Annotated in this window: 13 protein-coding genes; 3 read left to right on the top strand and 10 right to left on the bottom strand. The window is 57.6% G+C overall.

Translation table 11 applies throughout. From position 1 onward, the window contains the following. Window positions 1–317: 317 nt before the first annotated feature. A complete protein-coding gene (locus tag Q1K07_RS08490; RefSeq protein WP_300309781.1) occupies window positions 318–2,021 on the top strand; it encodes an L-lactate permease in 1,704 nt (567 codons plus the stop codon). Between the two features lie 89 nt (window positions 2,022–2,110). Here Q1K07_RS08490 and Q1K07_RS08485 read toward each other — a convergent pair whose 3' ends face one another. Next, the gene (locus Q1K07_RS08485; protein ID WP_149285966.1) at window positions 2,111–2,635 is read right to left on the bottom strand and encodes a gamma carbonic anhydrase family protein; all 525 of its coding nucleotides are present in this window, start codon (window positions 2,633–2,635) and stop codon (window positions 2,111–2,113) included. A gap of 173 nt (window positions 2,636–2,808) precedes the next feature. Then, complete coding sequence (locus Q1K07_RS08480; protein ID WP_300309778.1) at window positions 2,809–4,278, bottom strand: sodium:alanine symporter family protein; 1,470 nt, start codon at window positions 4,276–4,278, stop codon at window positions 2,809–2,811. Between the two features lie 154 nt (window positions 4,279–4,432). On the opposite strand from Q1K07_RS08480, the gene Q1K07_RS08475 reads away from it, so the two are divergent. After that, window positions 4,433–5,257 carry a helix-turn-helix domain-containing protein gene (locus Q1K07_RS08475; protein ID WP_300309776.1) on the top strand — a complete coding sequence of 275 codons (825 nt, stop codon included), beginning with the start codon at window positions 4,433–4,435 and terminating at the stop codon, window positions 5,255–5,257. 88 nt (window positions 5,258–5,345) lie between these two features. Here Q1K07_RS08475 and Q1K07_RS08470 read toward each other — a convergent pair whose 3' ends face one another. From Q1K07_RS08470 to Q1K07_RS08435, 8 genes are all read right to left on the bottom strand, one after another. After that, window positions 5,346–8,387 carry an FAD-binding and (Fe-S)-binding domain-containing protein gene (locus Q1K07_RS08470; RefSeq protein ID WP_300309774.1) on the bottom strand — a complete coding sequence of 1,014 codons (3,042 nt, stop codon included), beginning with the start codon at window positions 8,385–8,387 and terminating at the stop codon, window positions 5,346–5,348. A gap of 11 nt (window positions 8,388–8,398) precedes the next feature. Beyond that, a complete protein-coding gene (locus Q1K07_RS08465; protein ID WP_300309772.1) occupies window positions 8,399–9,613 on the bottom strand; it encodes an aminotransferase class V-fold PLP-dependent enzyme in 1,215 nt (404 codons plus the stop codon). Between the two features lie 196 nt (window positions 9,614–9,809). Beyond that, a complete protein-coding gene (locus Q1K07_RS08460; RefSeq protein WP_300309770.1) occupies window positions 9,810–10,997 on the bottom strand; it encodes a CoA transferase in 1,188 nt (395 codons plus the stop codon). Window positions 10,998–11,023: 26 nt separating this feature from the next. Then, the gene (locus Q1K07_RS08455; RefSeq protein ID WP_300309768.1) at window positions 11,024–11,818 is read right to left on the bottom strand and encodes an enoyl-CoA hydratase/isomerase family protein; all 795 of its coding nucleotides are present in this window, start codon (window positions 11,816–11,818) and stop codon (window positions 11,024–11,026) included. A 69-nt stretch (window positions 11,819–11,887) separates the two neighbouring features. Continuing rightward, window positions 11,888–13,174 carry a TRAP transporter large permease gene (locus Q1K07_RS08450; protein ID WP_300309766.1) on the bottom strand — a complete coding sequence of 429 codons (1,287 nt, stop codon included), beginning with the start codon at window positions 13,172–13,174 and terminating at the stop codon, window positions 11,888–11,890. Between the two features lie 15 nt (window positions 13,175–13,189). Further along, entirely contained in the window at window positions 13,190–13,732 is a 543-nt protein-coding gene (locus tag Q1K07_RS08445) for a TRAP transporter small permease (RefSeq protein ID WP_300309765.1), read from the bottom strand. 118 nt (window positions 13,733–13,850) lie between these two features. Next, window positions 13,851–14,831 carry a TRAP transporter substrate-binding protein gene (locus Q1K07_RS08440; RefSeq protein WP_300309763.1) on the bottom strand — a complete coding sequence of 327 codons (981 nt, stop codon included), beginning with the start codon at window positions 14,829–14,831 and terminating at the stop codon, window positions 13,851–13,853. A 261-nt stretch (window positions 14,832–15,092) separates the two neighbouring features. Beyond that, entirely contained in the window at window positions 15,093–15,554 is a 462-nt protein-coding gene (locus Q1K07_RS08435) for a heme-binding protein (RefSeq protein ID WP_300309761.1), read from the bottom strand. Between the two features lie 346 nt (window positions 15,555–15,900). Between Q1K07_RS08435 and Q1K07_RS08430 the strand changes: the two genes are divergently transcribed. After that, window positions 15,901–16,557 (top strand): GntR family transcriptional regulator, encoded by a 657-nt coding sequence (locus tag Q1K07_RS08430; RefSeq protein WP_300309759.1) that lies wholly within the window; start codon window positions 15,901–15,903, stop codon window positions 16,555–16,557. The last annotated feature ends 226 nt before the right edge of the window (window positions 16,558–16,783 follow it).

Raw genomic sequence — 16,783 nt, 5'->3', positions numbered from 1 at the left:
CGATCAGGACACTGCCCTTTAGTCTAAGCTGCTTTATCGAGCACTCTTGCACCCACCTTTATCGCTGTACAATAACTTTTTGATTTTAAATAATTTCACAAGAGTTTTGGCGTCAAGGCAGCATCATGCATTTTGGTAAGACCAATTCCCCACAACTAGTCATCATCGCAAGGGCGTCTTATCTTGCGACCGTCCCCTACTGCTATGCATAGGCGACATCTGCACAGCAACAATACCCATGCAGAAGCAGTTCCCCATGCAGGACGACACCATGATTCCGCATGGCGACCAACAATAACCGAGGAGACTCCCGTCTCATGATTGATACCACCCTTGCATTGCTCGCCTTCGTGCCCTTGGTACTGGCCGGTGTCTTGCTGATTGGACTACGCATGGCAGCCAAGATAGCCATGCCGATCGTTTTCGTCGTCACTGCCCTTATCGCCCTATTTACCTGGGAAATGAGCTTTAACCGCGTTCTGGCCTCCACGCTGCAAGGGTTGATTCTTACCGTTGCCATCCTGTGGATCATCTTCGGCGCGATCCTGCTGCTCAATACGCTGAAACACTCGGGGGGTATCACAGCCATTCGCAATGGCTTCTCCGGCATCAGTCCCGATCGCCGTGTGCAGGCCATCATCGTCGCCTGGCTGTTCGGCTGCTTTATCGAGGGTGCTTCAGGTTTTGGTACTCCCGCTGCGGTCGCGGCTCCGCTCATGGTCGCCCTGGGTTTCCCAGCTCTGGCAGCCGTGGTGGTTGGCATGATGATCCAGTCCACTCCCGTGTCCTTCGGGGCAGTAGGTACTCCAATCGTGGTGGGCGTCAGCGGGGGCATCAACCAGGAGGCCATCACTGCTCAACTGGAGGCCGGCGGCTCCTCCTGGCTGGAATATTTCCGCCTGATTGCCGGCGAGGTCGCTATCACCCACGCTATTGTCGGCACGCTGATGCCTCTGATCATGGTCATCATCATGGTGCGTTTCTTCGGTGCCAACCGCTCATGGAAAGAAGGTCTTTCCATCACTCCTTTCGCCATCTTTGCCGGTATCTGCTTCGTCGTGCCCTATGCACTGGCGGGCGTGCTGCTGGGACCCGAGTTCCCCTCGATGATCGGCGCCATGGTCGGCCTGGCCATTGTCGTGCCAGCCGCTCGTCGAGGCTTTCTGATTCCCAAGGACACCTGGGATTTCGCCGAGAGCCAGTCCTGGCCTGCCGAGTGGCATGGAAAGTTCGAGATCAAGCTGGATGAGGTGGCGGGCAAGGCTCCTATTTCTACCTTCATGGGCTGGCTACCCTATGTGCTGCTCGCGATCTTTCTGGTTGCCTCACGCACCATCGAACCGCTCAAGGCAGCGCTGAACTCTCTCAGCTTCGGCTGGAGCAATATCCTGGGTGAAGCCGGTGTTTCCGGCAGCATTGAGCTACTCTACCTGCCCGGCGGCATTCTGCTCATGGTCGTACTGGTCACTGCCATACTGCACCGCATGCGTGCCAGCGAACTCAAGGCCGCCTTCAGCGAATCCTCGAAGACATTGCTCGGTGCAGGCTTCGTATTGATCTTCACCATCCCCATGGTGCGTATCCTGATCAACTCTGGGGTCAACTCTGCTGACCTTGTCTCCATGCCGGTGGCCATGGCCCAGCTCGTCGCCAACAGCGTGGGCGACATATATCCCTTCTTTGCCCCGGCCGTCGGCGCCCTTGGAGCATTCATCGCTGGCTCCAACACGGTTTCCAACCTGATGCTGGCCGACTTCCAGTTCAATGTGGCTCAAACTCTCGGTATCTCCACCGCTTTCATGGTGTCCCTGCAGGCAGTTGGCGCCGCCGCTGGCAACATGATTGCGATCCACAACGTAGTGGCTGCGTCCGCTACCGTCGGTCTACTGGGTCGCGAGGGGATCACCATCCGCAAGACCATTCTGCCGACGCTCTACTACCTTATCTTCACTGGTATCATTGGGCTGATAGCCTTCTACGTACTCGGCATCAGTGATCCTCTGATGGGGCTTGGCAGCTGATTGCAGACTGCGGCGAACTCAAGCAGCACCACCCCAGCCATCTGGGGTGGTGTCGTCTCGGCGCTGACAGTGCACTTTCAAGACAGCATCTAACCTATGCGGGCTAGTTGCGTACGATGTAACCGAGCCTTCTTCACATACCCCTCGGCGTTGGCCTGGAGCTCTGCCACGGCTTTTTCATCGAGCTGACGAATGACTTTGGCCGGTGCACCGACGATCAGGCTATTCTCAGGAAACTCGGCGTTTTCCTTGACCACGGCACCTGCTGCTACCAGACAGTTCCTGCCAATCACCGCACCATTGAGTATCACGGCCTGGATGCCGATCAATGAACCATCACCGATGGTACAGCCGTGCAACATGGCCTGATGCCCCACCGTAACGCCCTCGCCCACGACCAGTGGTGTCCCGGGGTCGGCATGCAGTACAGCACCATCCTGGATGTTGCTGCCTCGTCCCACTTCCAGCGAGTCGGTATCTCCACGTAGCACAGCCTGGTACCAGATACTGGCATCCTCGAAGATGCGCACCTGGCCGATCACTTCTGCACTTTCGGCAACATAAGCACTGCGATGAATCTGAGGGGAATGATTTCCCAAACGATAGATGGCCATGATGTCCTCCCGACAACATTTTCCTCTGCTGACACAATCACCGAGCCCGGTTCTTGTTCTCCTATGAGTCAGGCTAGACGATGGACCTTTTATCGTGCGAACGAAAAAGCCGTACCTGTCCATCAAGGACGGTACGGCATAATGTGAAAGCGGGGATTATCGTCTGGAAAGGATCAGCTACTGCGAGCGGGAGAGCTGTCTGTCAGGTCCTGCAAGCGTTCCTGGTCTTCCGGCTCCAGTTCCCAGGCCTTGGCATCCAGGTCGAGCTCGGTATGCTGTCGGACATCGAAAACCGGCTGCTTGATACCTTTGCGGAACTGATCATCGAAATCCTTGAGGATACGCAGGCCAGGCTTGAACAGCAGGATCAGGGCAATCAGGTTGACCACCGCCAGCAGGCCCATGGTGACATCGGCAAAGCCAAACACGGTGCCCAGGTCCGTGGTGGCTCCCCAGCACACCAGCAGCACGATGGCGATACGGAAGCCATTGAACAACTTCTGATTGTCACGCGAGAAGAAGTGGAGGCTGTTCTCGCCAAGGTAGTAGTTGTAGAGAATGGTGCTGAAGGCAAACAGCAGTAACGCCAGGCTGACGAAGGTCCGCCCCCACTCTCCAACATGATCCGCCAGCGCCGCCTGTGTCAGGGCGATGCCCTCGACGTTGCCGCTGGCACCAGGAACATAGGCATCGCTGAGCAGGATCAGGAAAGCGGTCGCCGAGCAGATGATCACGGTATCGATGAACACTGAAAACGCCTGAACAATCCCCTGGTTGGCGGGGTGCGGCACATAAGCCACAGCGGCCACATTCGGGGCGCTGCCCAATCCTGCTTCATTGGAGAACAAGCCACGCTTGAGCCCCATCATGATGGCGGCACCAATACCACCGCCCACGGCTGGCTCGAGGCCAAATGCACTCTTGGCGATGAGCACGAACATGTCGGGGACGCGATCAATGTTCATGCCCACGATGATCACGGTGATCAGCAGATACCCCACTGCCATGATCGGCACCAGGACTTCAGAAATACGCGCAATACGCTTGATGCCGCCAAAGATGATCAAGCCAACCACGATGGCCAGGGCAATCCCGCTATAGAGCACAGGAACACCGAAGGCATCGCCAAAGGAAGTTGCCACGGAATAGGACTGCAGAGCGGTAAAGGCAAAACCGAAAGTGATCAGCAGCAGTACGGAATAGAAGCCTGCCAGCCACCCCCATCCCTTGCCCAGTCCCTTGACAATGTAATAGGCCGGGCCGCCACGATAGGAACCATCGCCTTCGGCCTGCTTGAAGGTCTGGGCCAGGGTGCACTCCAGGAAACTGGTCGCCATGCCCATCAGGCCAACCAGCCACATCCAGAAAATGGCACCGGGTCCACCCAGGGTAATGGCGACAGCGACGCCTGCGATGTTACCGCCGCCCACACGTCCGGCAACGGACAGCACCAGTGCCTGGAAAGAACTTAGATGTCCGTGCCTGTCGCGCTTGAAGGCCTCTCCCGCACCAAGAATGCGGAACATGCGGCCGAAGTAGCGAAACTGGACAAAACGTGAGGCAATGGTGAAACCGATCCCCACGGCCACCAGCAACACCAGGAGGACCTTACCCCAGAGGAGGTCATTCAGAAAATCCAACATTGAAAATCTCCACTGTTCTTATGTTTGGAGTATTGAGAGTGTGAGACGATTGAAACAGCCGCAGGAATAAAGCGAACTTGGCGGAACGTTGCACTTCTGCGCACTAACGGCTAAAGCAACTGCACCAGACTGCATCACCCTCCAGGACACCTCCATGCACGACGACTTTGTGGCTAATCTGCATCTACTGTGCAGCTATTACCCATCTATTGCTGAAGTATGTCGCCGCTTGCCGATGAACCGAACACAGTTCAATCGTTACCTGAGCGGGCGTTACCGCCCACGGCATATGGCCATGCGCAGAATCTGTGCATTCTTTGGTGTGGAAGAACATGAGCTGTATCTGCCCCAGGCAGATTTCTGCAACCTGGTGCAGATGGGAAGGATCGCGGTCAGCCAGCAGTCCTCGGACAGCGAGTCACTCGCGGGCAGCATTGGCTGGCCGGATGAGCTGGTGTTGCGCGGCAAGCAGGGAATGACGCACTACCTAGGATATTACTTCGAGTATTACTATTCCATGTCCCGTCCGGGCAAGATCATCCGTACCCTGGTCTGCCTCGAATCGAGAGATAACGGGATCGTTTATCAACGCACTGAACGCACGCAGCTCTCCTCCCAGTCCCGACCATGCCACAACCGCTATACGGGAGTCGCCGTCAAGTTGGGTGAGCGTATCTTCCTGGTCGACCACGAAACCCTCAATGGCCACGAAATCACCCAGACCATCCTTTTTCCCAGCTACCAGAGTCAGGTGACTCGGCTGACGGGACTCCGGCTTGGCGTGGCGGACAACAGCGAACGCATGCCCTGCTGCGTTCGGGTCCTTTATCAGCGTCTCGATGAACAGATCACACTGCGCCAGGCGCTGACGCAGTGTGGGTGGTTATCTGCCGATTCCCCAGAGCTGGATGACGAGCTCCTGCAGGCCATCCGCAATGATGTAGCCCCCGAGGAATACCATTTCAGAGCCCGGCATTAATTCCATATTCATCAACTCCATATTCATCGAAGCACGCTGGCATTCACCAGCCTCCAGTGCTGGCACTTCATGTGCTTCTCTGGCGATCTCATGCCAGGGCCTGGGCCAGGACTCTTGCCACATGCAGCGCTTCTCGCTCGGTTCCGTCGCGAATCTGGTGTCGGCAACTGGTGCCATCCGCCACGATCAGGGCATCGCCTGCCTTGCGTACCGCAGGCAGCAGCGCAGCTTCAGCCATCTTTATCGAGGCATCATAATGCTCGCGCTCATAACCGAAACTGCCCGCCATGCCACAACAGGATGAAGGGATGGTTTCCACCTCGAGCCCTGGAATCCAGCTCAGCACCTTTTCCACCGGCCGAACCGCATCGAAGGCCTTCTGATGGCAATGTCCATGCAACAAGACTCTGGACTGAGGCAATGGATTGAGTGCCAGCGTCAGATGCCCCGCGTCCTGCTCACGGACCAGAAACTCCTCGAACAGTAGGCAGGCCTCCGCAAGCTTCTGCGCAGCCTCCCCCATGCCATAGCTGAGGAACTCATCGCGCATGGTCAGCAGGCAGGACGGCTCAAGGCCTACAATGGCAACTCCCCGCTCGACATAGGGAATGAGGGTTTCCAGTGTGCGCTTGGCCTCGGCACGGGCACGCGCCACCTGACCAGCAGCCAAGTAGGTGCGACCACAGCACAGTGGACGCTTGTCCGGCCCTTTGGAAAGCACTACGCGATAGCCTGCCGCCTCCAGAACGCGATGCGCCGCTTCAGCGTTACTGCCTTCCATATAGTTGTTGAAGGTATCGACGAACAGCACCACTTCCCGCTGGCCTGTATCAGTGCTGGAAGCACATGACCTGGCCCGTTGCAGATAATTGTCGGTGACCAGTGGCAGTGCCCGCTGCTCTGCCAACCCGATTCCCCGCTTGATGGCGCCTGCCAGCCACGGCAGACGTTCGACCACCTTCGTTACGGGAGCGAGATACTTGAGCGTTGGCGCCAGGCGCGGCAGATCGGCAATCAGCCTTTCACGCAATGCCACACCATCGCGCGCCACCCGGGCGGCACGCGCCTCGATCTTGATCCGCGCCATATCCACACCGGTCGGACAATCACGCTTGCAGCCCTTGCAGGATACACAGAGATCCAATGCTTCCTTGACCTCGTCACTGGCCAGTCCTTCACGCCCCAACTGCCCCGACAGTACCAGGCGCAGGGTATTGGCACGCCCGCGTGTCAGGTGTTGTTCATCGCCAGTGATGCGATAGCTGGGACACATGGTTCCCGCATCGAACTTGCGACAATGGCCATTGTTGTTGCACATCTCCACGGCACTGGCGAGACCGCCGGTGACATCCCTGCCAGTACCCGGGTCACTCTGTTCGCCGGTCAACGGATCACGCGTCACATTCCAGGGTGACCAGTCCAGCACCGGGGTCAGCGGAATGGTCTGGTATGTCGGCGGAAAACGGAACAGGTGCTCGTCGTCCATTTTCGGTGTATCGACGATCTTGCCGGGATTCATCAGATTGTCGGGATCGAACAGCCCCTTGATCTCACGGAAGGCCTCATTGATGGCATCACCGAATTGCCAGGCCACCCATTCGCCACGGCAGATGCCATCACCATGCTCGCCGGAATAGGCACCTTTGTAGTCACGCACCAGGGCTGCTGCTTCCTCGGCAATGGCACGCATCTTCGCGGCACCACCGCGGCGTAGATCGAGAATCGGACGTACATGCAAGGTACCGACACTGGCATGGGCATACCAGGTGCCTTCCGTACCATGACGATGGAAGACCTCAGTCAGGCGCTCGGTATATCCAGCAAGATGCTCCAGTGGTACTGCGCAGTCTTCGATGAAGGACACCGGTTTACCATCGCCCTTCATGCTCATCATGATGTTGAGTCCAGCCTTGCGCACATCCCACAGTGCCTTCTGGGCCTTGGCATCCGGCATGTCCACCACCGAACCAGGCAACCCCAGATCTGCCATCAGCTCGCTGAGTCGCCCCAGTTGCTCAAGCAACGACTCACGATCCGTGCCGGAAAATTCCACCAGCAACACAGCGGCGGGCTGCCCGATCAGTGCCGTCTCGATCACCGGGCGGAAAGCGGGATTCTCCAGGGCCAGTTCGATCATGGTGTGGTCGACCAGCTCCACCGCGGTAGGCGTCAGGGTGACGATGTGCTGTGTCATGTCCATGGCCTGGTAGAAGGTCGGGAAATTCACCACCCCCAGAACCTTGTGCTCAGGCAACGGTGAAAGCTTCAGCTTGAGGCGACGAGTGACCGCCAGGCTGCCTTCCGATCCCACCAGCAGATGAGCCAGGTTGGCCCGACCATCCCGGTCATAGGGCAACGGATTCTGGCAATCGAAGATATCGAGGTTATAGCCCGCCACCCGGCGCATGACCTTGGGGAAATGCTCGCGAATGCGCTGCTGCTCGCGCTCGGCGATCCGCCGTACGGTGTCGGCCAGTTGCCTCTCACGCGAACCTGGAGCCAGTTCATCGACAAAGCTGAAGCTGGCGTGATAACCATCGGCCAGCAATGCATCGATCCCCAGCACGTTATGCACCATGTTGCCGTAATGGATCGAGCGCGAACCGCAGGAGTTGTTGCCCGCCATGCCACCCAGAGTGCACTGGGCGGCAGTCGACACATCCACGGGATACCAGAGACCGTATGGCTTGAGCCAGGCATTGAGGTGATCAAGGACAATGCCCGGCTCGACCACGACCGTTCGCGCTTCAGGGTCGAACTCGACCACCTGGTTGAGCCAGCGGCTAGCATCGATGACCAATGCCTCCCCTACCGTCTGGCCACATTGGCTGGTACCTCCCCCGCGCGCCAGCATCGGCACGCCAGCATCACGAGCGATATCGACAGCCAGTTCCAGGTCGCGCTGGTGACGGGGAATCACCACGCCAACCGGCGTAATCTGGTAGATCGACGCGTCGGTCGAGTAGCGCCCACGAGACGCCTCGTCGAACAGCACGTCGCCTTCAAGCTCCTTGCGCAGACGTGCCGCCAGCTCGGTGACAGGGAGCACTTTCGCATGGCGACTGCCACCGGCATCACGACCGGCGGTATCTCGGGGGACCGGTTTGGCTGGGGAGGTAAAGGCAGTCATGGTTCACCTCCTCAGGAATCACGGGCATGAGCGGGGGCGTTCTCGGCGAAATAGCGCATGGCAGCCTCCACGCCACTAGCGGCCAGAGAGACACCGGACAGTTTCATGCCCATCTCGCAGCCTGCCAGCGTCGCCATCAGCGTCAGATCGTTGCAATCTCCCAGATGGCCGATACGGAACATGCGCCCGCGCGCTTTTCCCAGTCCCATGCCCAGCGACAGATCGAAGCGTCGATAGATCAGATTGCGCACTTCATCGGCATCGACTCCTTCCGGCATGACCACCCCTGTCAACACCGGGGAGTACACATCAGGATCCTGACACTGAACCTCCAGCCCCCAGGCATTGACGGCCGCACGCACTCCCGCAGCCCAGCGCTGATGGCGAGCAAAGACATTGTCGAGCCCCTCCTCGAGCAGCATGTCGAGCGCCTCATTGAGGCCATAGAGCAGATTGGTACTGGGCGTATAGGGCCAATAGCCCGTGCGGTTGGCCTCGAGTATTTCATCCCAGGCCCAGAAGCTCTTCGGCAGCCCGGCCTTCAAGCTGGTGTCGATGGCCTTGTCCGACAGCGCATTGAAACTGATACCCGGAGGCAACATCAGGCCTTTCTGCGAACCGGAGATCGTGACATCGACCCCCCACTCGTCATGACGATAGTCGGCACTGGCCAGTCCAGAGATGGTGTCGACCATCAACAGTGCCGGGTGCCCGGCAGCATCCATGGCACGACGCACTGCCGCGATATCGCTGGTAACACCAGTGGATGTCTCGTTGTGCACGACACACACCGCCTTGATGCGATGCTCATTGTCTTCACGCAGCCGAGCTTCGATCATGTCGGCCTGAACACCGCGCCGCCAGCCTTCACTACCGGGTAGCCCGAGAAATTCAGGCTCCAGTCCCAGGCGACGTGCCATCTTCTGCCACAGGGTGGCAAAGTGCCCCGTCTCATACATCAATACCGTGTCACCCGCCGACAGCGTATTGGCCAGTGCCGCTTCCCAGGCCCCGGTCCCCGAGGATGGATAGATGATCACCGGGCCCTGGGTCTTGAACACTTGGCGTACCTTATCGAGCAGTTCAAGGCCAAGCACACCGAATTCCGGCCCGCGGTGATCAATGGTCGGCAGGCTCATGGCACGCAGGATACGATCCGGGACCGGAGACGGACCAGGAATCTGCAGGAAGTGGCGGCCGGATGGATGGAAGTCGAGTTTAAGCATGTCATTGTCCTCGCCAGTGCCACGCAGGCACTCCAATCGTGGAGGTGCACCTGTCGTGGAAACACTGTTGTTATGAAAGAGTGGCTGTCATGAAAGAACGCTTGTCAGAAAGCGCTGCCATCATGAATGAGCTGGGATCATGAAAGCCTTCTTGTAATTATGAATTCACCTAAGCAGAAAAAATTTTCCGCCTTCTTCAACACACCCCTCCCTGTCGACGCAGCTCATCAATCTCGGCGTCGGACATCCCAAGATCCTGCAGCACTTCGTCGGTATGCTGGGCCAACAGCGGAGCCGGCATGCGAATTTCCAATGGAGTCGCCGAGAATTTGGTCGGGAAGCCGATGGTCTTCATGCGTCCCATCACAGGGTGATCCATCTCCTGCACCATGCCCCGAGCCAGGTAGTGCTCGTCATGCATTGCCTGGTCGAAATCATTAATCGGCCCGGCGGGGACACCGGCCTGGTCGCAACGCTGCAGCCAGAACGCCCGATCGTGATCGGCCAGAATCCCCTCCAGCACTTCCTCGAGAGCCTCGACATTGGTACCGCGATCCAGATTGGTCAGAAAACGAGGGTCTTCCAGCAGATCCGGCCGCTCGATCACCTCGGAACAGAAGCGCTCCCAGGTACGCTGGTTGGCACAGCCCAGTACCATGTAGCCATCGCGTACCCGCATCGCCTGATAAGGTGCAGAAACCCGATGACGCCAGCCAGTCGCGGAAGGCACGCGCCCTTCAGCGAAATAGGCAGCGGCTTCCCAGGTGAACCAGGGCAGACCACATTCCGCGATGGATACATCCAGATGCTGCCCCTCTCCCGTCTTCTGACGATGGATATAGGCCGCCAGTATCGAGTAGATGGCGGTGATGCCAGCACCGATGTCATATACCGCAACCCCTGTCTTCAGCGGACGCCGGCCCGGTTCGCCTGTCATCGACATCAGGCCACTCAAGCCTTGTGCCACCAGATCAAACCCACCCTTGCGATGATAGGGCCCCGTCTGCCCATAGCCTGAAATCGAGCAGTAGATAATGCCGGGGTTGAGCTTCTTCAGGCTTTCATAGTCGATTCCCAGCGAGCGAGTCACACCAGGACGGTAGTTCTCCACCACCACATCGGCCTCACGCGCCAGGCGATAGAAGATCTCACGCCCGCTCTCGTTCTTGAGGTTGAGTGAAATACTCTTCTTGTTACGGTTGATCTGTGCAAAACAGGTCGATTCATCATTCACGTAAGGGCCCATCTGGCGGCTGTCATCACCGCCATTGGCCTTCTCGACCTTGACCACCTCCGCCCCCATGTCGCCAAGGACCATGGTGCAGTAAGGGCCCGCCATGATCTGGGATACGTCGAGGACCTTGATGCCTTCAAGTGGCAGCATGTAAATCTCCTTGCCGAAGTTCGGCGTCAGCGCCCTTTCCAGGAGAAAGGCGTCTTGTTGACAAACTTGTTCACCGCAGCCCTGAAGTCTTCGCTGGTATAACAGGCGGTGATCCAGTCATCGCTGCCATCGTGCGGTGCACGCTTCTCGTCCAGCACGCGCTGGATGACCTGCTTGGCAGCCTTCACTGTCAAGGGGGCTCGTTGCTTGAATGCGGCAGCACGCTCAGCCACCAGTGCCTCGATCTCCTCGGCCGGCACGACCTCAGCCACCAGTCCGGCAGACAGGGCTTCATCCGCCCTGATCAACTCACCGGCCATCATCACTTGCTTGGCACGAGCTACACCGGCATGTTCCACCAACCTCGCGACATTGGTGATCGACAGGCAGTTGCCGAGGGTGCGTGCGATGGGAATGCCGAACTTCAGCGAAGGTGTGGCATAACGGAAATCGCAGGCCAGCGCGATGGCAGCACCACCACCAACACAGAAGCCTTCCAGAAGCGCCAGTGTTGGAAGCGGCAATCGCTCTACCCGACCCACCAGTTGATCGATGCGTCGCTCATAGGCGATGGCGTCGTCACCACTGGAGAAGTTGGCAAACTGCTTGATGTCGGTACCGGCGACAAAGGCCTCCCCGCCGGCTCCTCGCATCACTACCGCCACGATGTCAGGATCCTGCTCGATCGCTTGGCAATGCGCCTCGAGCCGGTCATACATGTGCCAGGTCATGGCATTGCGGCTGGACTCTCGGTCGAAGGTCAGCCAGGCAATGCCTTCCTCGACACGGTAGTGAACCTGGCCTTGATCGTTGTCACTCACGACGCTCTCTCCTTCTCGCTTTCATGTCTCGCATCCTCATGCTCCTCTCTCATCTGACCTCGACAGTGATCAGCCACCGTAAATCAGGTTGACCAGCGCCAGAGCCACGGCAGGTACATAGGTGTTGATCAACAAGATCAGGAACAACACGGCGAGGAACCACAGATTGGTTCGTGTCGTGGCCCAGATATCGGCCTTGGCGATAGAGCATGCAGCAATCAAGACACTGGCCACCGGCGGAGTCTGCTGACCAATGGCCAGGTTCAGGGTCACGATCAGACCAAAGTGCAGCGGATCGATACCCACCGCAGTGACCAATGGCAGCACAATCGGCACCACCAGAATGATGGCCGCCGCGGAATGCAGGAAGATGCCCAGGATCAGGAAGACAATGTTGAGCAGCGCCAGCACGACATACTTGTTGCTGGTCATGTCGGCAATCGAGTTGGCCAATGCCTGGGGTAGCTGAGTCTCGGTCAGGTAATGGCCGACGACCGCCGAACTGGCAACCAGCAGCATCACCACTGCCGTCTGCACCCCGGCGTCGAGACAGGCCTTGTAGAAGTTCTTGAGAGAGAACTCGCGATACACCACGGCACTGATGAAGATCGCCACGATCACCGCCAGGGCCGCACCTTCAGTGGCGGTTACGATGCCACCGAAAATACCGCCGAGAATGATCACTGGAATCAATAATGCCCAGGCAGCCCCCTTGAAGGCCTTCCACAGGCGCCCCGCATTAAAGCGTTCTTCTGCAGGAAGGTTATAGCGGCGTGCCAGGAAGTAGCACATCACTGCCAGACCAATCGCACCGAGCAGACCCGGAAAGATACCGGCGACAAACATCTTGACCACCGACTCCCCCGACATCACGGCATAGAGGATCATCGGAATGGAGGGAGGCAGGATAATCGCCAGACTTGCCGCCGAAGAGGTGATGGACGCCGCAAATTCCTTCGAGTAGCCCTTGCTGCGCATGGCCGGAATCAACAGACTACCGATGGCTGACACACCTGCTACGGCCGAACCGGAAATCTCGGCGAAGAAGATCGAGGCGCCAATGGTCACCATGGCCAGGCCACCCTTGACGAACCCCACCATGGCAGAGGCCAGTTCGATCAGCCGACGCGAGATACTTGAGGCGTTCATGATCGCCCCGGCAAGAATGAACAGTGGGATGGCAATCAAAGGAAAGTTGGTGGCGCCGTCAAACATCACCATACCGATATTTGGCAAGGCATAGATGCCATAGCTGACCACTGTGGCCAGTGCCCCGACGATACCAAGCGCAACCGCTACCGGCACATTCATCAATATCAGCCCGATCAGGCCGACGAACATGGAAGCTATCATCATGGTTCGTTCTCCTGTTCAGCTGGGCTGGCGAGACATGGTGGAAGTGTCGTGGTGACGGCTATCGGCCACAGGATTCGCCGGGATACCCGCCTCTTCCAGTTCGTGGTCAATGAACCCGGCGCCGCGGGCGCTTTTGATCACCTCAGGCAAGCGCAGCAGCTGGGCGATGATGAACAATGCCGAACCGATCGGGATCACCGACTGGGTAATCTGCAATGAGACGCTGGTCAGGCTGACCATGGTCGATCCCTCGAGAATCTGTACAACCTGGTAGCCCGTAATGCCGAGCAGGACAAAGAAGCCGATGGTGAACAGCTCTCCAAGCAGAGCGACCGGCAGACGAATGGATGGCGGGGCCATGTTGATCACGCTGGGACAGGCAATATGCGCCCCCTTGATGGCAGCCAGTGCTGCACCGTAGTAGGTCAGCCAGGCCAGACACACGGAGGCCAGCTCGTCGTACCAGCTAAAGGGCGACCCCAGCAGGCGCGACAGAAATCCCACGGAAATAATCAGTGTCAGCGCCAACACATTGAGAAAGACGATGACTTCGAGCATACGTTGGTATGCTCTGGATAATGACTTGAGAGACACGGCGTGAACCTCCCGAAGGGATATTCGCCTCCTGAAGCGCAATGACGACCGGAGGCTGGTTGAGGAGGACAATCAACGGTTGTTATGGGCGCAGTGCTTCGATCTGATCGAGCAACTGCTGGCCGCCTTCCACTTCGGCCGAGAACTTCTCGTAGATGGGCGCTGAACCTTCGATGAATGCCTGGGTATCAACCTCATTGACCTCCATGCCCGCGGCTTCGAACTCCGGTACCAGGCTGTCATCCAGGGCCTGCCCCTGCTCAAGCGCATAGTCTTCGACTTCCCGGGCTGTCTGCTCCAGCACTTCCCGCACATGCTCGGGCAAGCGATCCCAGCTTGCACCGGCTATCACATAGGCCGGGGTGTAGACGTGGTTGGACATCGACAGGTAGTCCTGCACCTCCTGGAAGCGCTGGGAAAAGGTCTGGACCAGTGGATTCTCCTGTCCGTCCATGGCACCGGTCTGCAGGGCCACGAAGGCTTCGGACAAGGCCATCGGAGCAGGGCTGGCGCCATAACTCTTGAACATCTCGACCCGCCAGATACCGCTTGGTGTGCGCAGCTTGATGCCCTTCAGGTCTTCAGGTGTCACGATAGGACGCACATTGTTGGTGATCTGGCGGAAACCGTTTTCCCAGATACCAATCAGGTGATAACGCTTTTCCTCTGCGGCCTGACCAAGTTCATCGCGAAGCACCTCATCCCGCACCTTGCGGAAATGGTCGCGGTTCTCGATCAAATAAGGCATCTCGAACACCGAAAACTCTGGCGCCACACTGGACATGACCGATGAAGGCAAGGCCAGGTCGATGGTGCCTAGCTTCAGTTTGCTGAGCATCTGAGAGTCGTTGCCCAACTGACTCGAGCCATAGATCACGACGTTGGCCTCACCCTCGAGGCGCTCGTTGGCAAGCCGCGCAAACTCCTTGGTAGTGATCTCGAACAACGAACCCGGGCCACCTACATGGCCAAGCTTGACTTCAATCTCATTGGCCTGGGCACTACCGCCACCCAGTACCAGTACTGATGCTGCCAGAACAAGAACACGCTGCAGTCGTTTCATCTCGGTTCTCCGGAGCTTGTTGTTATGAATCGTTGTTGGTGAATCGTTACGAGTGGTCGATACCGCACAGATGACCGGCTTCTGGAATATGGATACATAATTCAAAATTAGGTATTATACTTTTGTCGTTTAACGCTTGATCCAGAAAGCCGTTTTTTCTTCTATTTTCAATCTATTACATTCAAGAAATCTCAACACACATATCCATGGAGCCAAAAAAAAGGGCCTCAGGCCCTTTGATGATCAATTCCTTGCAGCTGTTCAGTCAGGTGCCAACCCCACCTTCCAGCGCAGAGATTCAATGCCGTGTGATGCGACTTGCTGGTCCTCCTCTGAAGAGGCGCCACTGACACCAACCGCACCGATCACACAGTCATCACTGTCAAGAATCAGTACCCCTCCAGCAACCGGCACGAAGCATCCCTCTGCGGCAGTGGCCACGCTGGCAAGAAATGCTGGACGTTCCGCATTGCGTGCTCCAATGGTGCCACTGGAAATGCCCATCCCCAGCGCCGCATTGGCCTTGCCAAGCGCCACCGCATAGCGCAATGCGCTGCAGCCATCTTCTCGCTCGGCCACCACCACGTTTCCTCCTGCATCCAGAACGACCATCGTCAAGGGCGGCAGGGCCTGCTCACGAGCAAAGGACAACCCCGCATCAATCAACGCCCTGACCTGGCGGCGCTCCAACATCACTTTTGCCATATAAACCTGTCCGGCCATCACCTGATCTCCTGGCAGTCTGTGCATGATTGTTGTGCTTAATCGTTGTACCTGGCATGCATACAGACCGTGGCAGAAAAAGCGGATTGGCCTGAATGCATTTTGAATTCATAATACTCAAGGGCTGATGACGTCAAGCTTGTCTGCCAGGAAGCTTCAGCCAGTGCATTGCCCTGCAGGCATGCCTGATATGCCGGCTGTGAAGTACACGCTTTTCTGTACATGACGAGCGATGCATGACGAGGATGACGCGGCGTTATCTCTGCGAAGGCCGTATTGTCCGGTACGGCAACATGCGGCAAGGTAACGTGACGGCGTGGAACTGCCATGACTCAGGGAATATGAAATGGAAAAAATTCAGCCGCGCAGCCTGTATCTGGAAGTGGCCGACAGGATCCGTGACCTGATCGAGCGGGGAACGCTACTTCCTGGCGAGAAAATCGCCGAAAAGCAGCTCTGCGAAAGCTTTGGCGTATCGAGAACTCCACTACGCGAAGCCCTCAAGGTACTGACCTCCGAGGGGCTGGTGGAAAACCTGCCCAATCGTGGCTCACGGGTTGTGCGCCTGACGCGCACTGGCGTACAGAATACCTACGACGTCATGGGAGCTCTGGAAGGACTATCCGGAGAACTGGCCTGCCCCAATATCACCGACGCAGAGCTTGCCAGAGTACGCAAGCTCCACCAGCGCATGCTCGAGTTTTATCGGCGCAAGGAAATCAAACCGTACTTTGAGGTCAACCAGCAGATCCACGAAGCCATTCTCGCCGCCTCGCACAATGATGTGCTTATCGAGATGTACAACAACCTCAGCCAACGCGTTAAACGCGTTCGCTACAGTGTGGAAATGGGCGAGGACAACTGGGCTCAGGCTGTCAGTGATCACGAGGCAATGCTCGAGGCCCTGGAAGCTCGGGACGGCCCCCGGCTTGGCGCCATCCTGCGCCAGCATCTGCGTCATAAACTGGAAGTAGCGGAGGTGTCGGGCATCATCGACGCCTAGTGCCACGTTTAGAACACCGTACGGCAGCGCCGCTCGGCGCTGTCCCCCTTCCTTGGTCATGCCATGCCAGGTTCGCTCCTGGCCGGCATTTGCCTGTGGAAAATTAATTTTCCCTGCAGGCCTCACAATGTCAGCAAAGCTGATACATTGGAAATAATTTCCACAATAAATCCGATAATTGGTATTACCAATATACCAAAAGTGGACAAGCCCAGTGAGACACCTC

Origin of the sequence: Halomonas sp. (assembly GCF_029263665.1) — a bacterium.
Taxonomy (GTDB): domain Bacteria; phylum Pseudomonadota; class Gammaproteobacteria; order Pseudomonadales; family Halomonadaceae; genus Halomonas.
The sequence above is the reverse complement of the archived record's forward strand: the minus strand, read 5'-3'. Positions and strand labels throughout refer to the sequence as shown.